We start from the raw sequence: 17,087 nt of genomic DNA on the forward strand, positions 1-17,087 counted from the left end.
TCGTTCTCCTACTCCGCCGCCTGCAGCGCCGGGGGCTGGAGATCGGAATGAATGTCCTTACAAGCAAGACACCTTGCGGTGGAATTGGTGCACGACTTGGCGGGTTCGACGAGGTTCGGGCCATGCGCCGCAATCGCGCTCTCACCATCGCCGACCTCACTTTTGTTGGAGAAACTTATCGTCTTGACGCCGTTCGTGTTCGCGCCCCGAACTGGATCAACCGCTTGCGCATGCATCTGCGCAACCGCCTTTGCCTGACGCTTCCAATCGAACTCATCCCAGGGCGCGGCTTGGCGGAGCTGATGCCATATCGGATTGTAGAGCGCTTTCTCGATCTCCTCCATGAGCTTGACGATCCCGACATAGCCCATATAGGCGTGGCAGCGCTCCTGGTTGATATCGAGCCATGGCGTCGCCGCCTTTAGTGCGACGAATTGCGACTTGCCGCCCGAGAGCATGATGTCGGCTTTTGCGCCCTTGAGCATCTTGTAGATCTCGTGAGGTGACATGTCCTCGATCATATGGGCGTGCTGGCCTATTAATTCCTTGATACGTTCCTTGTCCTTCTCGGTCGATTTCTTCACGGACGTGCCGACGATTTCGAGCCCGGCCTCCTGCAAAGCGGCCACCATCGACCAGGATTTCACGCCACCGGTGATGAGAACGACCCTCTTGCCGGCAAACCGCGGCTTGAAACGTTCGATCGCAGTCCAGGCTTTGGTCTCTTCGCGTGCGATCAGGGCTTGCGTTCGTTCCATCAGCTCAGCCGGCGCGCCACGTTCGATCAGCATGCGCGCAATCTGGCGCAGTGAATCGCTGGAATCCTCAATACCGTAGAACGAGCCTTCAAAAAACGGGATGCCGTAGCGCTGCTTCATCTTGCTTGCGACGTTGATCATTGCCTTTGAGCAGACCATCATCGCGGCTTTGGCTCGGTGCGAACAAGCGACCTCGCGATACTTGCCGTCCCCCGAGATGCACGACAGGATCCGAATTCCGAGTTCATCGAGCAGCGGCTTGACCTGCCAGAGCTCACCGGACAGGTTGTATTCGCCGATGATGTTGATGTCATACGGAGTGGTGTAATCGGGCTCTCCAGTACCGATGACGTGCTCCAGCAGTGCTTCGCCTGCGAGCTTGTTACCAAGGTTCTTCGACCCCACAAATCCCGGTGCATTGATGGGAATGACCGGTTTGCCGAATTTGGCAGAGGCCGCCTTGCAGACCATATCGATGTCGTCACCGATCATTGCGGGCACGCATGTCTGGTAGACGAAGATGGCCTGCGGGTTGTATTTCTCTGTGATCTCCTTGACTGCCCTGTACAGCCGCTTCTCGCCGCCGAACACGACGTCGGTCTCGCTCATGTCAGTGGTGAAGCTTCTGCGCCACAGATCGGAGCCGGAGGAGGCGGAACCGCGATTGTCCCAGGAATTGCCCTCACAGGCGATTGGACCATGCACAAGATGGGCGACATCGGTGAAGGGCTGCAGTGCGATTTTGGCGCCATCGAAGGCACACCCGCCGGCGGCGCCGCCCGGCTTCAGCTGCTTGGTGCATCCATTCTTGCGCTCGACGTTCGACTTGCTCGCGTTCCTGGCGCAGCCCGGTTCGTTAAAGACGTCCTGTATGGTCGTGGGAAGCGAAGTCATGGTGTCTCTTTCGGGGATGTCAAGACACCGCACAGACCAAGAGGATGGCCGGCGGATAACCTGTGATCCCCGCCACAGCGCCGCTGTTCCTGCGGACGATGAGGCGGGGCGCTCGCCTTAGCGTATGATGTCGAAGCTGTAGTCTGTCTTGCCAACCGAGCTGGTTTTTCTATCGATCTCATCAAAGATCTTGTCGAGAATCTTGACCAGCACATTCATGCCACCCTGATAGCCCCACACTGGATAACGATGGTGATGATGGCGATCGAAGATGGGAAACCCGATGCGGATTAGTGGCGTTCCAGTGTCACGCTCGAGATACTTGCCGTAGGTGTTACCGATCAGGAAGTCGACCGGTTCTGTGAACAGGAGCGAACGCATGTGCCAGAGATCCTTGCCTGGGAAGGCGCGGCAGTTTTTACCGAACGGCGAGCTCGCGAACAGCGCCTGCATCTTCTGCTCCCAGGCCTTACTCCCGTTCGTCGACAGCACGTGGGTCGGCTCAGCGCCGAGCTCCAGCAAGAATGCGGCCAGGCCATAGCAGAGGTCCGGATCGCCGTAGATCGCGAACTTCTTGCCGTGAACATGCGCGCTGGAGTCAGCCATTGCGTCTACCAGACGCCCGCGCTCCCGCTCCAGGGCATTTGGAATTGCCCTGTTGGTGATACGCGACAGCGTCATCAGGAACTCGTCCGTGGCGCTGACGCCCAGCGGGTGATTGAAGGCGACGACCTCCTGGTCGTGCCCCTTGATGAAGGCCAACGTCTTCTCCGTACAATATTGCTGCATGGAAATGGTTGCTTTCGCGTGGACTGCGTTCGCGGCATCCTTCAGTGTGGTGCCGCCATCATACATGCGGAACTCGCCGTCGGTGGGGGTGTCGAACACGTCACTGTTATCCGCGAGGATCGTATAGCCGATCCTCATCAGCTTGAAGATGCGCTTTATCTCACGGATGTTGCCGACAGTGTAGCCGTCGAAGCCACCGATGAAGTTGATCGTGTTGTTCGCTCTGCGCTGGAGTTTTGGCGCCGTGCCGGCTTTGCCATCCCAGAAATGCTCGAGGATGCCCTTGAGCGTGTTGTCGTAGCCCGTAACGTGGCTACCGACGAATGCAGGAGTGTGAGCGAATGGTACGTCGTAGTCCGCGGGGACTGAACCTTTTTCCTTTGATGTTTTGATGAAGGCGTTGAGGTCGTCGCCGATGACTTCCGCCATGCAGGTCGTCGCGACCGCGATCATCTTCGGCTTGTACATGTTGTAGCTGTTGGCAAGCCCGTCGGTGAGATTGTTGAGGCCCCCGAACACAGCCGCGTCTTCCGTCATGGACGAGGAGACGCATGAGGTCGGCTCCTTGAAGTGCCGTGACAGATGGCTGCGATAATACGCGACGCAGCCCTGTGAGCCATGGACGAACGGCAGTGTGCTCTCGAACCCGAGCGCGGCGAACACCGCACCTAGCGGCTGGCAAGCCTTCGCCGGATTAACGGTTAGCGCCTCGCGGGCGAAGTTCTTCTCGCGGTATTCGGGCGTCTTGGACCATTCTTTGATACGGTCGACTTCGGCGGGATCGTGCGGATTCTCAAATAGCGCCTTCTTATTGGCCAGCATCTGCTGGTATTCGTCTCCCCGGAAAAGCTCAGAGTGGTCGAGTATGTGTTCGGCGTTCTGTGTCATCATGGCACTCTTTGGGTTCTTGTGTTCGTTCTCCTGCCCTTGCCCTCCGCTGCGGAAGAAAGGGCCCGGGCGTCGGCGTTCCTATTCCGCCGCCATGAGGCTCGGCCGCGGAGCGTCCTTCCAAGGTGCCGTGGTCTTCCCCCAGATCGGGGAATTGATCGCCATGTCCATGTCGCGGGCGAAGATCGCGAAGCCGTCGTAGCCGTGGTAGGGACCCGAGTAGTCCCAGGAATGCATTTGACGGAACGGCACGCCCATTTTCTGGAAGACGTATTTTTCCTTGATACCGGAACCTACGAGGTCTGGCCGGATCTTTTCGACGAAGCGCTCGAATTCGTAGCCGGTGACATCGTCGTAGATCAGCGTGCCATCTTTGACGTAGTGCTGAGCGGTGCGTTGGTAGTCATCGTTATGCCCGAACTCATAGCCTGTGCCGACAACATCCATGCCGAGGTCCTCGTAGGCGCCGATGACGTGGCGAGGACGTAAGCCGCCGACGAACAGCATTACGGTCTTGCCTTCGAGCCGCGGCCGGTATTTCGCGGTCACCGCGTCGACAAGCGGCTGATATTTCGCGATGACGCGCTCGGCGCCTTCTTTGATCTTATCATCGAAGAAGCTTGCAATTTTGCGCAGCGACTCCGCGATTTTTGAAGGCCCGAAGAAGTTGTACTCGCACCAGGGAATCCCGAACTTTTCCTCCATGTGCCGTGAGATGTAGTTCATCGAGCGATAGCAATGCAATATGTTGAGCTTCGCCTTCGGCGTCGCCTCCAATTCAGCCAGAGATCCATCCCCGGACCACTGGGCGATGACGCGCAGACCCATTTCTTCGAGCAGGATCCGTGAGGACCAGGCATCGCCGCCGATGTTGTAGTCGCCGATAATCGCAACATCATATGGCGTCGGCTCAAATCTAGAGCTGGCCTCTGGGGCGCTCTTGTCGAAGATCCAATCTCGAACTGCGTCGTTCGCGATGTGATGGCCGAGCGATTGTGACACGCCACGAAAACCCTCGCACCGCACAGGCACGATGGTTTTTCCGCCATATTCCTTTGACTTTTCTCTGGAGACCGCCTCGATATCGTCGCCGATCAAACCGATCGGACATTCGGACTGAATGGTGATGCCCCTGTTGAGAGGAAATAGCTCCTGGAGCTCATCGATGAGTTTGGTGACCTTTTTATCGCCGCCGAACACGATATCCTTTTCCTGGAAATCGGAGGTGAACTGCAGTGTCACGAAGGTGTCGATGCCGGTCGTGCCGACGTAATAGTTGCGCCGCGAGCCCCATGAGTACTGACCACAGCCGACCGGACCGTGGCTAATGTGGATCATGTCCTTGATCGGCCCCCAGACCACGCCCTTGGACCCTGCGTAGGCGCAGCCACGGATGGTCATCACGCCCGGAATGGACTTGATATTCGACTTGACGCCACAATCCGACTTCCCCGCCTCGTGAACACTGAGATGTTTGGCGCGCCTTTTGGCGGTCTTCTCTGGGTAGACCTTCAACACCTCATCGATTAGCTGCTTGTTGCGCGCCTTGATCTCAGCGACGCTCTGGGTAGTTGCTCGGCTCATACAAATTTCCTTTCGATTGTCGTCTCAAATCAAGAAGCGACGCTTTTCCGGTAGACCGACGGATTTCCGATCCGGCGTTCAGGTGTAAAGCGTGGAATCTCCGTGACCGGTCCTACCGATCGCAACTTCGCAGCCTTCTGGACCATGCGGCAGCGGTCGTTCACGATCTTGTAGTTCATCTCGGCTGAGCGCTTGCGAGCGCGGTGTGTGTGACGCTGTTGATTTGTCGACGGGATCGCTGACCAAGACGCGTCTCGGTGAAGTCATGCCTGCTCTCCAGCGGTTGGTCATATCGGCTTCTTTACTCACTGCCTGCCATCAGGGGCGTGGCCCTCTGCATGTTGATGCAAAGGGCTAACAGCCGCCTCTTGCGCAGGGGTCTGCAACGAGTGTGCCAGCGCTGGTTGAATACAAAAACCCACGTCTGTAGAGATAGATAGCTGGCAGGATGCGGATTGTTAGAAACCTGACCCTGTCTGGCACCGACAGGCATACCCGCTAACGCCCTGTCTGAAACAAAACAATCAGTTGCGCTCTCCGCGAAATCGACGCCGCCAAAGATCGGTTATTCGCTGCATCGAAGGTCGAGTCAGGGACGAAGAAAGATATCGCCAAGGAGACATCGCTCACCTCGAACATCACCGAGCACCTGCATTTCGGGATCGGACTCATCGCCGCCATCATCGCGCTTTCCGCTTTGATGAGCATGTCCGTCGGATTTGGTCGGAATGATCCCGCTGGCCGCGGCGTACCTTCTGCCAACCATCATCGCCTTCTAGGTTCGGCATCACTACGCCTGGGTGTTGGCCATCCTGAACGTCGTCTTTGGCTTCACCGTGCTCGGCTGGCTTGGGTTCTTCGTGTGGGCGCTGATTGGTCCTAGGAAATCCGCATTGGACGCCATGTCACAGCGTTCGGCACTCGGCCTGGCGAAGACTCCAGCCGGGGATCCCGCTTTAACGATGTCCGATTACGATCTGCGCTCCGGATGGAAGATGCCCGTCTTGCAAGCCGAGATCTTCTTCGAGAGAGAGGGAGCCCCGGTGGAATCAGCCGAATCCATCAAGCTGCCGCGCGCGCCTTCCTCGCTTCTGTAGCGACGAGTTGGCTGCGCTCAGCCGCCAGTCGGTTCACGACCTGGCGTTCGACCTGCTCACGATCCCTTTGGAGCTTCTCGCGCTCCTGCTGGGGCGCTTCGGTCTCTCGGGCGACCTCCGCGTCCTTGCTCGCCCACTTGTTCCTGGAAACGCGGGTGGGTCTCTGCGAGAAGAGGGTCGGCGAGGGATTCAGTCAGCCGAATGTTATCATTGCAGTTCGGGCACTACAGGGTGGGTTCATGAGCGGTTTTGGCCGCCGTCGCGTTAGATGTCATGAACCCTCCCCTTTCGGCAGCTCCTAGGCCGGAATAAACGTGATCCGGCCCGCTCTGCCACTCTTCCGACGTGGCTTTACCGTTATTTCGACGTCCTGATCGAACGCCGTCAGCATACGCAGCAACTTTTCCACCGAAACCAGCCTGAACTGCCCCCGAAGCAGCTTGGAAAGATTGGGCTGCTTCACGCCCACCAGCTTCGCGGCTTCGGTCTGCGTGATCTCCCGCTCCGCCATCAACCGCTTCAGTTGTACGACGAGGGCAGCCTTGAGTTGGTGCTCGTGGGCATTCGGCAGGCCGAGATCAGTAAAAATGTTGCCGGAGCCCCGGCTGTGGGCGGGCAGCTTCTTCTTCGTGCTCATCATCGGGCTGGCTTTTTTCCTTGTGGATAGCTTCGGTGCCGCGCAGGCTCTGCCGAAGAGATGCCCCCTTCTGCGAGGCCAGTTCGTCCCTGATGCTGATCGGTGCCCTAAAGAGCTGCTGATCGCCTCGGGTGAAGGTTAATTTGAACGCTCTACCGCGCTCGAGTGCCTTCGGAGTTTTAGGTTAACTTGTTGCGGGTGCTCGTCTTGGAGGACGGCACACAGGCCGGGAGCACGTATTGTGTGAGGCGAAGAGTATGGACAGTAATTGGTGCGTCCGAGCGCCAGCGGAAATCAGAGTAAGACACGAGTCACTTCCATAGAAGAGATTCTGGCCAATCTGTGAACTCCAATTCGAAGCTACGTAGGCCAGTGAGTTTGGTCGTGAATTTAAGGGTCTTGCCTGAAAGGGCGGCCAATGAGCCAGATGCGAACTTGAATACTGCCGTGCCGGAAGTTGCGACCGCAACGCCTTGCTCGCCTTCCATGCTAGAGAATCCGGTCGCCTCGGAGAGTTGCCCAATTGCAACTCCCTCCAGCGCGCGGTGAAATTCCAGGGAGGCCAAGTATGTTCCTTTGTCAGCAGCCCACTCGCTGACCGACACTGCTGTGATCCCCGCGTCGCTCAAGAGACCATCCGCGATCCGACAGCCATATTGAACCGTAAGAATGGCCCGCTCATTCCGAACTCCGACCGGCTCTCGATCGGCGGCAGTGATGGTGCATGCGTACCGCCTTGTGCCCGCAACTGCGCCCGTGCTTGGCCCGAGTAACTCGAAAGCGGAACATAATACAAAAGCGAGAACGGGTTTTGTCATTCGGCTACACCTGGTCTGGAAATATCGTTCGCCTGCTCTGTACAATCTGACGCTACGGCCGATTCAAGCTTCTTCGATCGTTCTGTCGGATGACAGGCCACCGCCGGAGGGATACAGATCGCCCCGTTTCTGCGACACCGCGGTCACCGTGAGTAGCCTGGATGGGCGCCTCGAACGGTTTCATTGTCGGCCTCACGGTGCGCAGCCGGGCCAGCACGTCGGTGAACCACGGCTGTGGACCGACGCCTTTCAGCTCGGCGGCGGCCATGAGGGGCGCGACGGCCCGCGGCGCCGGAGCGCTACGTTCCTGACGCAGGCGCAGGCGTTCTGTAGCGGACGCCATTTTCCGCGGAATGACCCCGCGGCGCAGGTCCGGAATTTTGCTTCACAGTGTCAATGTAAAAGGAAACGTGGTCGCTAGGAGCCGTTCAAAGGCAGACTGCCGCTCAAGCAGACGCTCTTCGAGGATCTTACGCTCGAGATCACTTAGCTCGCTTTGAAGCCTTCTGCGATAGCGCCAAATGTCATTCCGCACGTATCTGATCTCATTCAAGCGATCGTCAATCGAAGCCATCACGGATACCGTATCCAACTTGAACCAGCCATGGACAACTGGTCAACACGTCCTTCCTCGGTAAGACGCCGATGAGATCTCACGACCTGGCCATCTGCGGACATGATGTCACGATCTTGCTCCCAGCAAGTCCTCTTGTATCGCAGTCTTTCAACGCAAGAGCACGAAGTGACGGTTGCTTCTGCAGAAGTTCAGCGTTTTTTGCCATGAGCGCGCAGGATTTCAAAAGCCGGCTTAGCCCGTGGATGGACCGAATGGCTATCTTGTTCCAACCAACACCCGGCCGGATCACGTGTCAGGCCGGCCACTTAAGCGCGTGCCGAATGGGAGTATCGACTAATCGGACGGTCGCACCGTCAAGCTCTGGTAACCGCGCCTTTCAGATTTGAGGTCAGCAATTGCCATGCCAGCGAACCTCAGGTGAGATTGAAGACAAGCCATGTTCAGGCTCGAGGGCTCGTCTGTTACAAACGAGCGGGATTTCGCGGCGGCGGCGCGCCAGAGCAGCCCGGATAGGGCTCAACGAAATCTTGAGCGATGCGAACCGCCGGGCGCCTCGGCTCAGTGTCTCGCCACACCTGCGTAGATCTTATTACCGCCGTTCCCGCGTGCGGCCCGCAAGCTGGCAATCGGATCTCATCACAAAAGTCTCTGTGCGATGATGTCTAGCCGGGACTGGCGCTTGTCGCATCTGTGACACCGCATGTAGTCATCAAAGCAAGACATCCGACGTTGTTTGTTCGCCCGGACTCGTTCTGCAACTAAATCAGCAGATTGCATGTCAGATGCAACTGGCATCGCGGTTGCTATTGTCCAGCCACACCGTGAGCGCGACCAGCGGTGTAAGACGGAACATCAACTTCGCGGGAGCGTATTGGCCACCCAATCGCTTAATGGAGCACCGATGCGGCCACCGGACAGCTTACCCTTTTGCGGCACACCTGTTGTAGTCAGATCGATCATCACGCCGAAGGTTGAGGCGCGAGTCTGATCTACCAACACGAACGTCGTGATCTCGCTCAAAGCGAACTCGCCAATCAAATAAGGGCCGAAAGCTTCGTGGGCGAACGCCGGCAGTGAGCACCTCGAAATCGCACATTTGATGCAGTCTCGCTTGCAGACGATCCGGTGCATGCTGCGCCGACCGGTTGAAGCAACGGAGGGTGGCATCGTTTTCGACTGTTCCTTGATTAACAATCAGAACTGATGAGGCGGGTGAATGAACAAATCGATCCGGGAGCTTCGGCTTGTGGCTGAAGCATCTGTTTTGGCGATTGGGCTGCTGATGTCGTCAGGAGCTAACGCGGACGATGATCTGATGAGAACCGCCAAGCAGATCTTCCATCCGATCCCCTCAGTCATTCCTGCGGTAAAGGACAATCCAGTCACGCATGAAAAGGTCGAGCTTGGCAAGTTGCTGTTCTTCGATCCGCGGCTATCGGCAAGCGAGATCATTAGCTGCAATACGTGCCGCAATCTCGGCAGCGGCGGAGTCGATGCCGGTCCGACCTCCGTCGGTCACGGCTGGAAGGTCGGCCTACGTCGGGCCCCAACCGTCTACAACGCAGTGTTCAATGCGGCGCAATTCTGGGACGGACGCGCCGCGGACCTCAAGGCGCAAGCCACCGGCCCTGTGCAGGCGAGTGCCGAAATGAATGCGACTCCGGATCATGTGCTCGACACCTTGAACTCAATGGCCACCTATGTCGCCCTGTTCAAAAACGCTTTCCCCAACGAAGCCAGACCAGTCACCTTCGAAAACTTTGCGAAGGCAATCGAGGCTTTTGAAGCGACTCTCATTACACCTGCGGCCCCATTCGATCAGTATTTGGAGGGCAATACACATGCTCTCAATGATCAGCAGAAGTCAGGGTTGGCGCTGTTTATAGAGAAGGGATGCTCCGCTTGCCACAATGGAATCAACATCGGTGGACAGGCCTACTTCCCATTCGGCATGATGAAAAAGCCTGACGCAAGCCTGCTTCCGGCCGCCGATAAGGGCCGGTTCGCGGTCACCAAGGCAGTCGGTGACGAATATGTCTTCCGCGCGGCGCCCTTGCGGAACGTCGCGTTGCGAGCCCCTTACTTTCATTCGGGCCAAGTTTGGAGCCTGAAGCAAGCTGTTGCCCTGATGAGTGAAATCCAGCTCGGCGCCAAGCTTAGCGATGAGGAAGAGAACGATATCGTAGCGTTTCTGAATTCGCTGACCGGGCGGGTATCTAAGATCGAGTATCCGATACTACCCACGCGTACGAACACGACGCCAAAGCCTTCTATAGACAGATAGGATTAACAGCACCGGCCTCATGCTTTGCTGTAGCAGATGCGATGCACGTACCCGGCGTCCCGCAATGACGTCAAAATGAATGATCCCGTGCTGTCACTCATAACCAGGCACATAAAAAAGCGCCCGGCCTACTCGGGAGGCCGGGCGAAAGTCACGCAGGAGCGACGCTGCTTTACGCATCGCACCAGCTTTCGTCGGTAGGGAGGACTACCGGCGATCGCTTTACGGCGAGGGCATTCGCCGTCAAACAACGAGAAGCGGATATCGCCTCAGCGAAATCTGGAGCCGCTTGCCTTCCGCTCCTGTGGGACACTTCAGGACTTGCCGACCACTCGCCCGCGTCCGGCTGGCAAGGCAGTGCCTTGATCGAACTGGGATCCTTCGCGCAAGCGGCTTGGGCGCCGCGCCCTGAAACTCAAGCGGCCGCTTGCCGTCGCGCAGCAGCATTTGGCATCCCCAAAACACCAGCAACGCTCGATTATCTTCCCGAAGATCGTGCCAAGGCGCCAATTTCGTATGACATTCCGTAAGGGCGGTAAAATAGATTGTTGTGATGGGACGCATCCACGCGATGGATAAATGAAAAAGTAGGGCTAACGCTAGCGTCGAGCGTTAATGACTTCGATCGGCATCGCCGGCAGGCTATCGGCCGTCGGATCGAGAATCGAGCTTGTCGCCGGCTGTATGCGACCGCCTCGGCCAATGCCAGCCGGCATTCCCCGTCTCTGGGAACTTTGGGAAGCTCGCAAGGACATCGCAGGCCCCCAAAGCGTGTGCATCTCATTCACAAAAGCGTGGCGAAACGCTCCGCATCATCATGGCTCAGCCCGCAACTCGCGTGCGGCGGCCACCATATTGACGAGCGTGGGACGCACCTCCTCCCACTTTCGAGTTTTCAGTCCGCAGTCGGGATTGATCCAGAGTTGCCGATCAGACACTCGCTGCCGCGCCAACACAATCAGCTGCTTGATTTCCGCCGCTGCGGGAATGCGCGGTGAATGAATGTCATAGACGCCGGGCCCGATCTCATTAGGATATTTGTAGCTCTTGAAGGCGTCGAGCAATTCCATTCTAGAACGCGAGGTCTCGATTGAAATGACGTCGGCATCCATTGCTGCGATCGCATCGATGATTTCGTTGAACTCGGAATAACACATATGGGTATGGACCTGGGTTCCGTCGGCCACAGCGGAGGAGCAAACGCGGAAGCTGTCTACTGCCCAATCGAGATAGTTCTTCCACTGCGATTTGCGTAGCGGCAATCCCTCCCGCAACGCAGCCTCGTCGATCTGGATCATGGTCGCTCCAGCCGCCTCAAGGTCGATGACCTCATCTCGGATCGCGAGAGCGATCTGTCGGCATGTCTCGCTCCGCGAGACGTCGTCACGGACAAACGACCAGTTCAGGATCGTCACCGGTCCGGTCAGCATAGCCTTGATGGGCTTTTTGGTCAGAGACTGCGCATAGCGCCACGATTCAACGGTCATAGGCTTCGGCCGGGAGACATCTCCGAACAGGATGGGCGGACGAACGTACCGCGAGCCATAAGACTGAACCCAACCGTGCTTGGTGAAAGCGAAACCCAACAGCTGCTCGCTGAAGTATTGAACCATGTCATTGCGCTCGAACTCACCGTGTACGAGCACGTCCAGGCCGATATCTTCCTGCCACTGGACGGTACGGGCTGTCTCCGCTTTCAGAAGCTGCTCGTACTGCGTGTCATTCAGCGCTCCCCGCGCATGAGCCGCACGCGCATTCCGGACGTCGGCCGTTTGCGGAAATGATCCGATGGTTGTCGTTGGAAAATCGGCAATGCGAACGCGACGCGCTGGACGTCGGCACGCTGGGTGAACGCGCTGCGACGGCGACGCATGCTATCGTCGATCGCGGCCATTCGTCCGGCGACATTCGCATTGTGGATCTTGGGCGATGTTTCGCGGGTGACGGCTGCGTCCTCCGAGAGCGCGAGTTCATCGGCCACCTCGGCAGCATGGCCGGCCAGCGCTTTGCCCAATATCGAAAGTTCCTCGATCTTCTGAACTGAGAACGCCAGCCACGTCTTCAGATTGGGATCGAGATCGGTCTCTAGCTCAATGTCGATCGGAACATGAAGCAGCGAGCAGGAGGGAGCAATCTGAACACGGTCCCTGCCCAGTTTCTTGACCATAGGATCAAGTTGGTCGAGCAGCGCCGGGAGATTGGAGCGCCACGCGTTGCGACCATCAACGACGCCTAGCGAGACTACGAGATCTCTATGGGCTGTGGCGACAATCGCATCCGACTCGTCGGGTGCCCGAACCAGGTCGACATGAAGCCCGGCAACGGGCAAGGCCAAGGTTGTTTCAAGATTGTCGCCAACGGCCCCGAAATATGTGGCCAGCATGATTTTAAGGGCCGGCACGGCCTTAGCGAAATGAGCATAGGTTCGGCGGACAGCCGCCCGAGATGCTTCGTCGACGTCCATCACTAGGCATGGCTCGTCGAGCTGAACCCATTCAGCACCGCGCGAGGCTAGTTCGCGGAGAACATCGACATAGACTGGGAGGAGACGATCAAGCAGCGACAGCGGATTGAATGCGGGATTTACGCTTTTGCCGAGCTTCAGGAAAGTGACTGGGCCAACTAGGACGGGGCGCGTCTGGTAGCCGAGGCTTCTCGCCTCCTCCTACTCCTCGATCGGCTTCCGAGAGGAATGCTTAAAAATCTGTTCCTGGTGAAATTCCGGCACCATGTAGTGGTAGTTGGTATCGAACCACTTCGTCATCTCCTGTGCCGCTACGCCAGGCCCATGCTGAGCGTGACCACCGTCCTGAGCGCCACGCGCCATGGTGAAGTAGGTCTTGAGCGACACAGGACCTTCGGTCCAGCCGCAGACGTCGGGAATGGCGCCGACCATTACGCTGGTATCGAGCACATGGTCGTAGAGCGAGAAGTCATTCGAAGGAATAACGGTCGCACCGCGGGATTTCTGCCGTGCCCAATTAGCGGCACGAAGTCCACTCCCGGCCTCGAGGAGCTCGGCTTCGCTGGACTTTCCCGCCCAGTAGCTCTCGAGCGCGAATTTGAGTTCGCGTCGTGGGCCGATGCGTGACGTCCCCAGTGTGGCAACGGGAAGCGAAAGAATAGACATAGCTTAGACCCCACGATTGGGGCAAAGGCCATGGCGGACGCATGCAGCGAATGTCGCGTGAGCGATAGCTGCTTGGCGCACACCGGGACACCCCGCCCGTGGACGATATCTTGTCGAGGCAGGTCTCCTGGCTCGCGGGTCGTCGCTGCCGTCCGGCCTTCCCGAAGCTGCATGGCTTCAGTGACTTCGTTGGACAGCGGCTCGCCGATTACAGTTGCGGGGGCAGCGCCGGCATTGCACCGGCTTCCCTCTTAGCTCCGGATCAAACGAAATCCGAAGACCACGACGGCTGGCATTATGCGCACGAGGATCGATGCGTCAACCTACTGATTGTCACTGCGATATTGCCCAAGTGATTGCGAGCTGGACCAGGTTGGCTACGACGGTCCTTGCTCCCGGTCTGGTGAACACGCGTGGATCTGTGGAGGCTCCGCCTGTGAATGCGTTCGCGTTCAATACCCTGTTCGGGTAACCGGATGAGCTCCGCGACCGGAACGAACCCGGGCCGCTTCGATATCTGTGTGATCGCGACGGGCTTAGGAATTGCCAATGACGGATTACTCTAGGATCGCACGGATGATCAGGTCGGACTGCTTGGTGTTCGGCTGGCCCCGCGACGAGCCATGAGCTCGATCGCCTCCGTGACGTTGGTCAAGATGATCTCCTCGGTGCGGCAGGTATTCACGTGCTGAGCGACTTTGGCGCGCGCCTTCGATGCGTCCGTCGCCGCTTGGCAAGTGGAGCCTGGACGCTGGCCGGGCGATATGCAGGAACAGTTCCTGACCTCAGGATGCATGCTGAGTTGCGAAACTGGAGTAAGCGGCGAGAGCGCGGGCGGCGGGATCGCGCTATGACCCTACGCTCCATGCACTCGTGCAGGTGACCACGGGCAAGCGGAGGCCGAGCTTCTCGTACGTCTTCAGGATCTCCGGAACGATCTCGTCGCGCGAGGAGACCGTCTCTTCGGCTTCGGCGTGACGTAGTTTTAGATATTCTGCATGTCCACCTCGCCTCGGCTCGTCAGCCAGCGACGACAAGCCTCAACGCGGCCATTGGAGCATCGAAGCGGCCTTGTCCTTATTCGAGATAAATTTGACGGTGTCCTCCGACAGAGCCCTTCGAGAGCTTCTCGGAGTCGACATAGACTACTTCGTTCGCGACATAGATGAAGCCTTATGGACGCGGGCTGCTTATGCTGTCTTAGACGGGACACAGGTGTCAGGCACCGGACAGACGACCGCGCATTGCGGCGTGTCGGAATGGCCCTCGCACTCCGTACACTTTTTGGCATCGATAACGTAAATGTCGCGCTTGAGGCTGATCGCCGCGTTGGGACACTCGAACTCACATGCACCACAAACGGTGCATTGCGAAGCGACGATCTTGTAAGCCATGCCTTCCGACTCCTTAGGCGAGCGATGCCATTGGCGATCCCCTTCAAATGCCGTGCCAAACACAGACGCGCTCAATGGCGGGCAATTTGCGCAATTGTGCTGTCCCGGGTCTGAGACCATGTTGCACCTGCGACACAACAGGCCGCTTCAATTTCAAGCTATGAGAGCCCTCGGGCCCTACTCCGAGAGCCAGTCGCGACTCGAGCGCTGCGAGCTTCCGTCGGTTTGTCCGGCACGGCAGCGCGGGGCCAAGCGACGCTCGACGATTCCGAAACCGGCGCCGCGACTAAAAGCCGCAAGCCGACGCACGTCTACGCCGGATCTCGGCAAACGTCCGGCACACGCCCTGACTGGAGGTTTTGTGCAAGCCTCGCTCATGGCTGCAACGTTACCTCCGCGGATTGACTCGCTGGAGGCTTGCCAAAACGGATTTGTGCTACAATAAGCTTCGGCGTCGCTTCGGAGGGAAATGAAGTCGCGCCGGGACGAGCGACACTGGCTTTGCAAACTGACCGAGAATTGCAGTCAGCCTCATGCCTGGTGCCGAGTAAGCATGGCGGTGTGGGCGAGCGCTGCTACGTTTTGCTTGACTGTGCTCAGCCACTCCTCATGCAACTATTTTGGAAGAAGTGGAGCAGTGCTGAAAGATGACTGTGCAAATTGCTTCAGCGGCATTGCCTTTCCGAACAGGTGGCCCTGCGCAAGGTCGAAGCCGAGTTCGGTCACAGCGATCAGGTCGGCATGGCTCTCCACACCTTCGGCGACGGTGCGCACACTGTATTCATTGGCTAGATCGACGATATGGCGGCACACCGTTCGCTTCAGGGGCCCATTTCCGCAACCGGCGACGTACTGCCGGTCCACTTTCAATTTCATGAACGGGAATTTCTCCACCCCCATCAGCTGCGGCCAATTGTCGCCGACATTTTCGATTGCAAGGCCAATGTTGTGAAAGCGAACCTCACGCGCGACCTCGATCAGGAGATCTAGGTTCTGGATGGCTTCCTCGCTCTCGATTTCGATCGTCAAGCCGCCGAAAGCGGGGTGCGACGGCATGCGTTGACAAAGATCGCGTACCGCCTGCGGGTCAATCAGGAATGCTGCCGGGAGATTGATGGAGAGATCGATCGAAGTTTGCTGCTCCAGAAGATACTGCCAATCTTTGATCGCGCGGTCGATCACGAACTGCGACAACTCCCTAAAATGTGGATCGTGAGGCTCCGAGATGAAATAGGCCGGTGGAACAACGCCCCAGGTCGGGTGCCGCATTCGCACAAGCGCCTCGGCACCCCGGCGGCTGAGGGTACACGCGTCAAACGTCGGCTCATACCAGAGCTCAAGCCAGCCGGCGTGTAAGGCTTCTCCGACATGGACCGCGGGTCGGGGCGCCGGCTCTCTGGGCAAGAGCATGGCGACCCGATCGCGCAGCGTCTCGGCTGCAAACGGCGTTCTCAGCGGCGGCAGCATAGCAAGTCCATATTCCCCACCAACCTGCTGCACTGCCGTCACGACGATCGACTCGCGGGCGCCGAACACCAGCACTCTGCCTGCAAATTCTTCGCGTACGAGTATCTCGAGCAATCGTCCAGGCTCGATGCGATCCGAGCCAATGCCGAGCAGGATCAGATCAGGGAACTCAGTGCAAAGTACGTGCGGCAGCTCGTCAGCAGTCCTGCATTCGCAGATAACAAACCCCATATCCTCCAGCACATCCCGTAGAAAGGCGCGCAGATGCCGCTTGCCGACGGCCACGCACGCTCGCGGCCGCACCTTACGCTGTCCGAAGATTACAGGTTTCCCTCCGACCAGTTCGGCCTGCCCATGCTCCATCGCAACCACTCCCGCTCCGTGACGGTCCCTTAAACGAGGAGCGGAGGTCCAAACAAGCCGTGCTTCCCAATATCTTTCGATTCTTCGAGGTAAGCTTAAGATAGTGCATTAGCGTGCAAATTCTTTCGCGATGTTGTTCAGACGATTTTGTCGGGCGCACGCTTATGATACCTGTCGCGCTTCGCGCAACTTTGTACGAGTAACGCACGCGAGTGTGGGAACTCTCACGTTCGGACGCGCCGAGCTGATGCGCCCTACGGCGCGGCGATCATCATGGTGCAAGATCTACTACTGAATGAAGTAGCTCGTGAGTGACGATCGGCAATCACTCTTACGAATGTTTGATCTGGCATGGCCGGCCTGCCCACGCGCGAATGTGCCGTCTGGTGGATTTGTTTCCAATCGAA

Annotated in this window: 9 protein-coding genes, 2 pseudogenes and 1 riboswitch; of the genes and pseudogenes, 2 read left to right on the forward strand and 9 right to left on the reverse strand. The window is 58.0% G+C overall.

What is annotated here, in order from left to right; genetic code table 11:
* Positions 1 to 8: 8 nt before the first annotated feature.
* From nifE to nifD, 3 genes are all read right to left on the reverse strand, one after another.
* Positions 9 to 1,652 (reverse strand): nitrogenase iron-molybdenum cofactor biosynthesis protein NifE, encoded by a 1,644-nt coding sequence (nifE, locus tag FXV83_RS16935; RefSeq protein WP_148740545.1) that lies wholly within the window; start codon positions 1,650 to 1,652, stop codon positions 9 to 11.
* Positions 1,653 to 1,769: 117 nt separating this feature from the next.
* Positions 1,770 to 3,329, reverse strand: coding sequence for a nitrogenase molybdenum-iron protein subunit beta (gene nifK / locus FXV83_RS16940; protein ID WP_148740546.1), 1,560 nt, complete (start codon positions 3,327 to 3,329; stop codon positions 1,770 to 1,772).
* 81 nt (positions 3,330 to 3,410) lie between these two features.
* Entirely contained in the window at positions 3,411 to 4,913 is a 1,503-nt protein-coding gene (nifD, locus tag FXV83_RS16945; protein WP_148740547.1) for a nitrogenase molybdenum-iron protein alpha chain, read from the reverse strand.
* 794 nt (positions 4,914 to 5,707) lie between these two features.
* Between nifD and FXV83_RS16950 the strand changes: the two are divergent.
* Positions 5,708 to 6,010 (forward strand): annotated as a pseudogene (locus tag FXV83_RS16950) (superinfection immunity protein); the annotation flags it as partial.
* A 298-nt stretch (positions 6,011 to 6,308) separates the two neighbouring features.
* Here the strand turns inward: FXV83_RS16950 and FXV83_RS16960 are convergent.
* The 3 genes from FXV83_RS16960 to FXV83_RS16975 form a co-directional block, all read right to left on the reverse strand.
* Positions 6,309 to 6,650 (reverse strand): helix-turn-helix domain-containing protein, encoded by a 342-nt coding sequence (locus tag FXV83_RS16960; RefSeq protein ID WP_148740549.1) that lies wholly within the window; start codon positions 6,648 to 6,650, stop codon positions 6,309 to 6,311.
* Between the two features lie 308 nt (positions 6,651 to 6,958).
* A complete protein-coding gene (locus FXV83_RS44080) occupies positions 6,959 to 7,276 on the reverse strand; it encodes a hypothetical protein (protein ID WP_235939725.1) in 318 nt (105 codons plus the stop codon).
* 1,618 nt (positions 7,277 to 8,894) lie between these two features.
* Positions 8,895 to 9,173: a hypothetical protein gene (locus FXV83_RS16975; RefSeq protein ID WP_148740551.1), complete on the reverse strand. Its 279-nt coding sequence runs from the start codon at positions 9,171 to 9,173 to the stop codon at positions 8,895 to 8,897.
* Positions 9,174 to 9,258: 85 nt separating this feature from the next.
* On the opposite strand from FXV83_RS16975, the gene FXV83_RS16980 reads away from it, so the two are divergent.
* Positions 9,259 to 10,326, forward strand: coding sequence for a cytochrome-c peroxidase (locus FXV83_RS16980; protein WP_148740552.1), 1,068 nt, complete (start codon positions 9,259 to 9,261; stop codon positions 10,324 to 10,326).
* 815 nt (positions 10,327 to 11,141) lie between these two features.
* Here the strand turns inward: FXV83_RS16980 and metE are convergent.
* The 3 genes and pseudogenes from metE to FXV83_RS16995 all read right to left on the reverse strand — a co-directional run bounded on the left by metE (position 11,142) and on the right by FXV83_RS16995 (position 16,680).
* Positions 11,142 to 13,456: pseudogene (metE, locus tag FXV83_RS16985) on the reverse strand (5-methyltetrahydropteroyltriglutamate--homocysteine S-methyltransferase).
* A 100-nt stretch (positions 13,457 to 13,556) separates the two neighbouring features.
* A riboswitch (cobalamin riboswitch) is annotated at positions 13,557 to 13,756 on the reverse strand.
* Positions 13,757 to 14,646: 890 nt separating this feature from the next.
* Positions 14,647 to 14,850 carry a 4Fe-4S binding protein gene (locus FXV83_RS16990; RefSeq protein ID WP_148740553.1) on the reverse strand — a complete coding sequence of 68 codons (204 nt, stop codon included), beginning with the start codon at positions 14,848 to 14,850 and terminating at the stop codon, positions 14,647 to 14,649.
* Between the two features lie 615 nt (positions 14,851 to 15,465).
* A complete protein-coding gene (locus FXV83_RS16995) occupies positions 15,466 to 16,680 on the reverse strand; it encodes an EAL domain-containing response regulator (protein WP_148740554.1) in 1,215 nt (404 codons plus the stop codon).
* Positions 16,681 to 17,087 lie beyond the last annotated feature (407 nt).

Source organism: Bradyrhizobium hipponense, from assembly GCF_008123965.1.
Taxonomy (GTDB): domain Bacteria; phylum Pseudomonadota; class Alphaproteobacteria; order Rhizobiales; family Xanthobacteraceae; genus Bradyrhizobium; species Bradyrhizobium hipponense.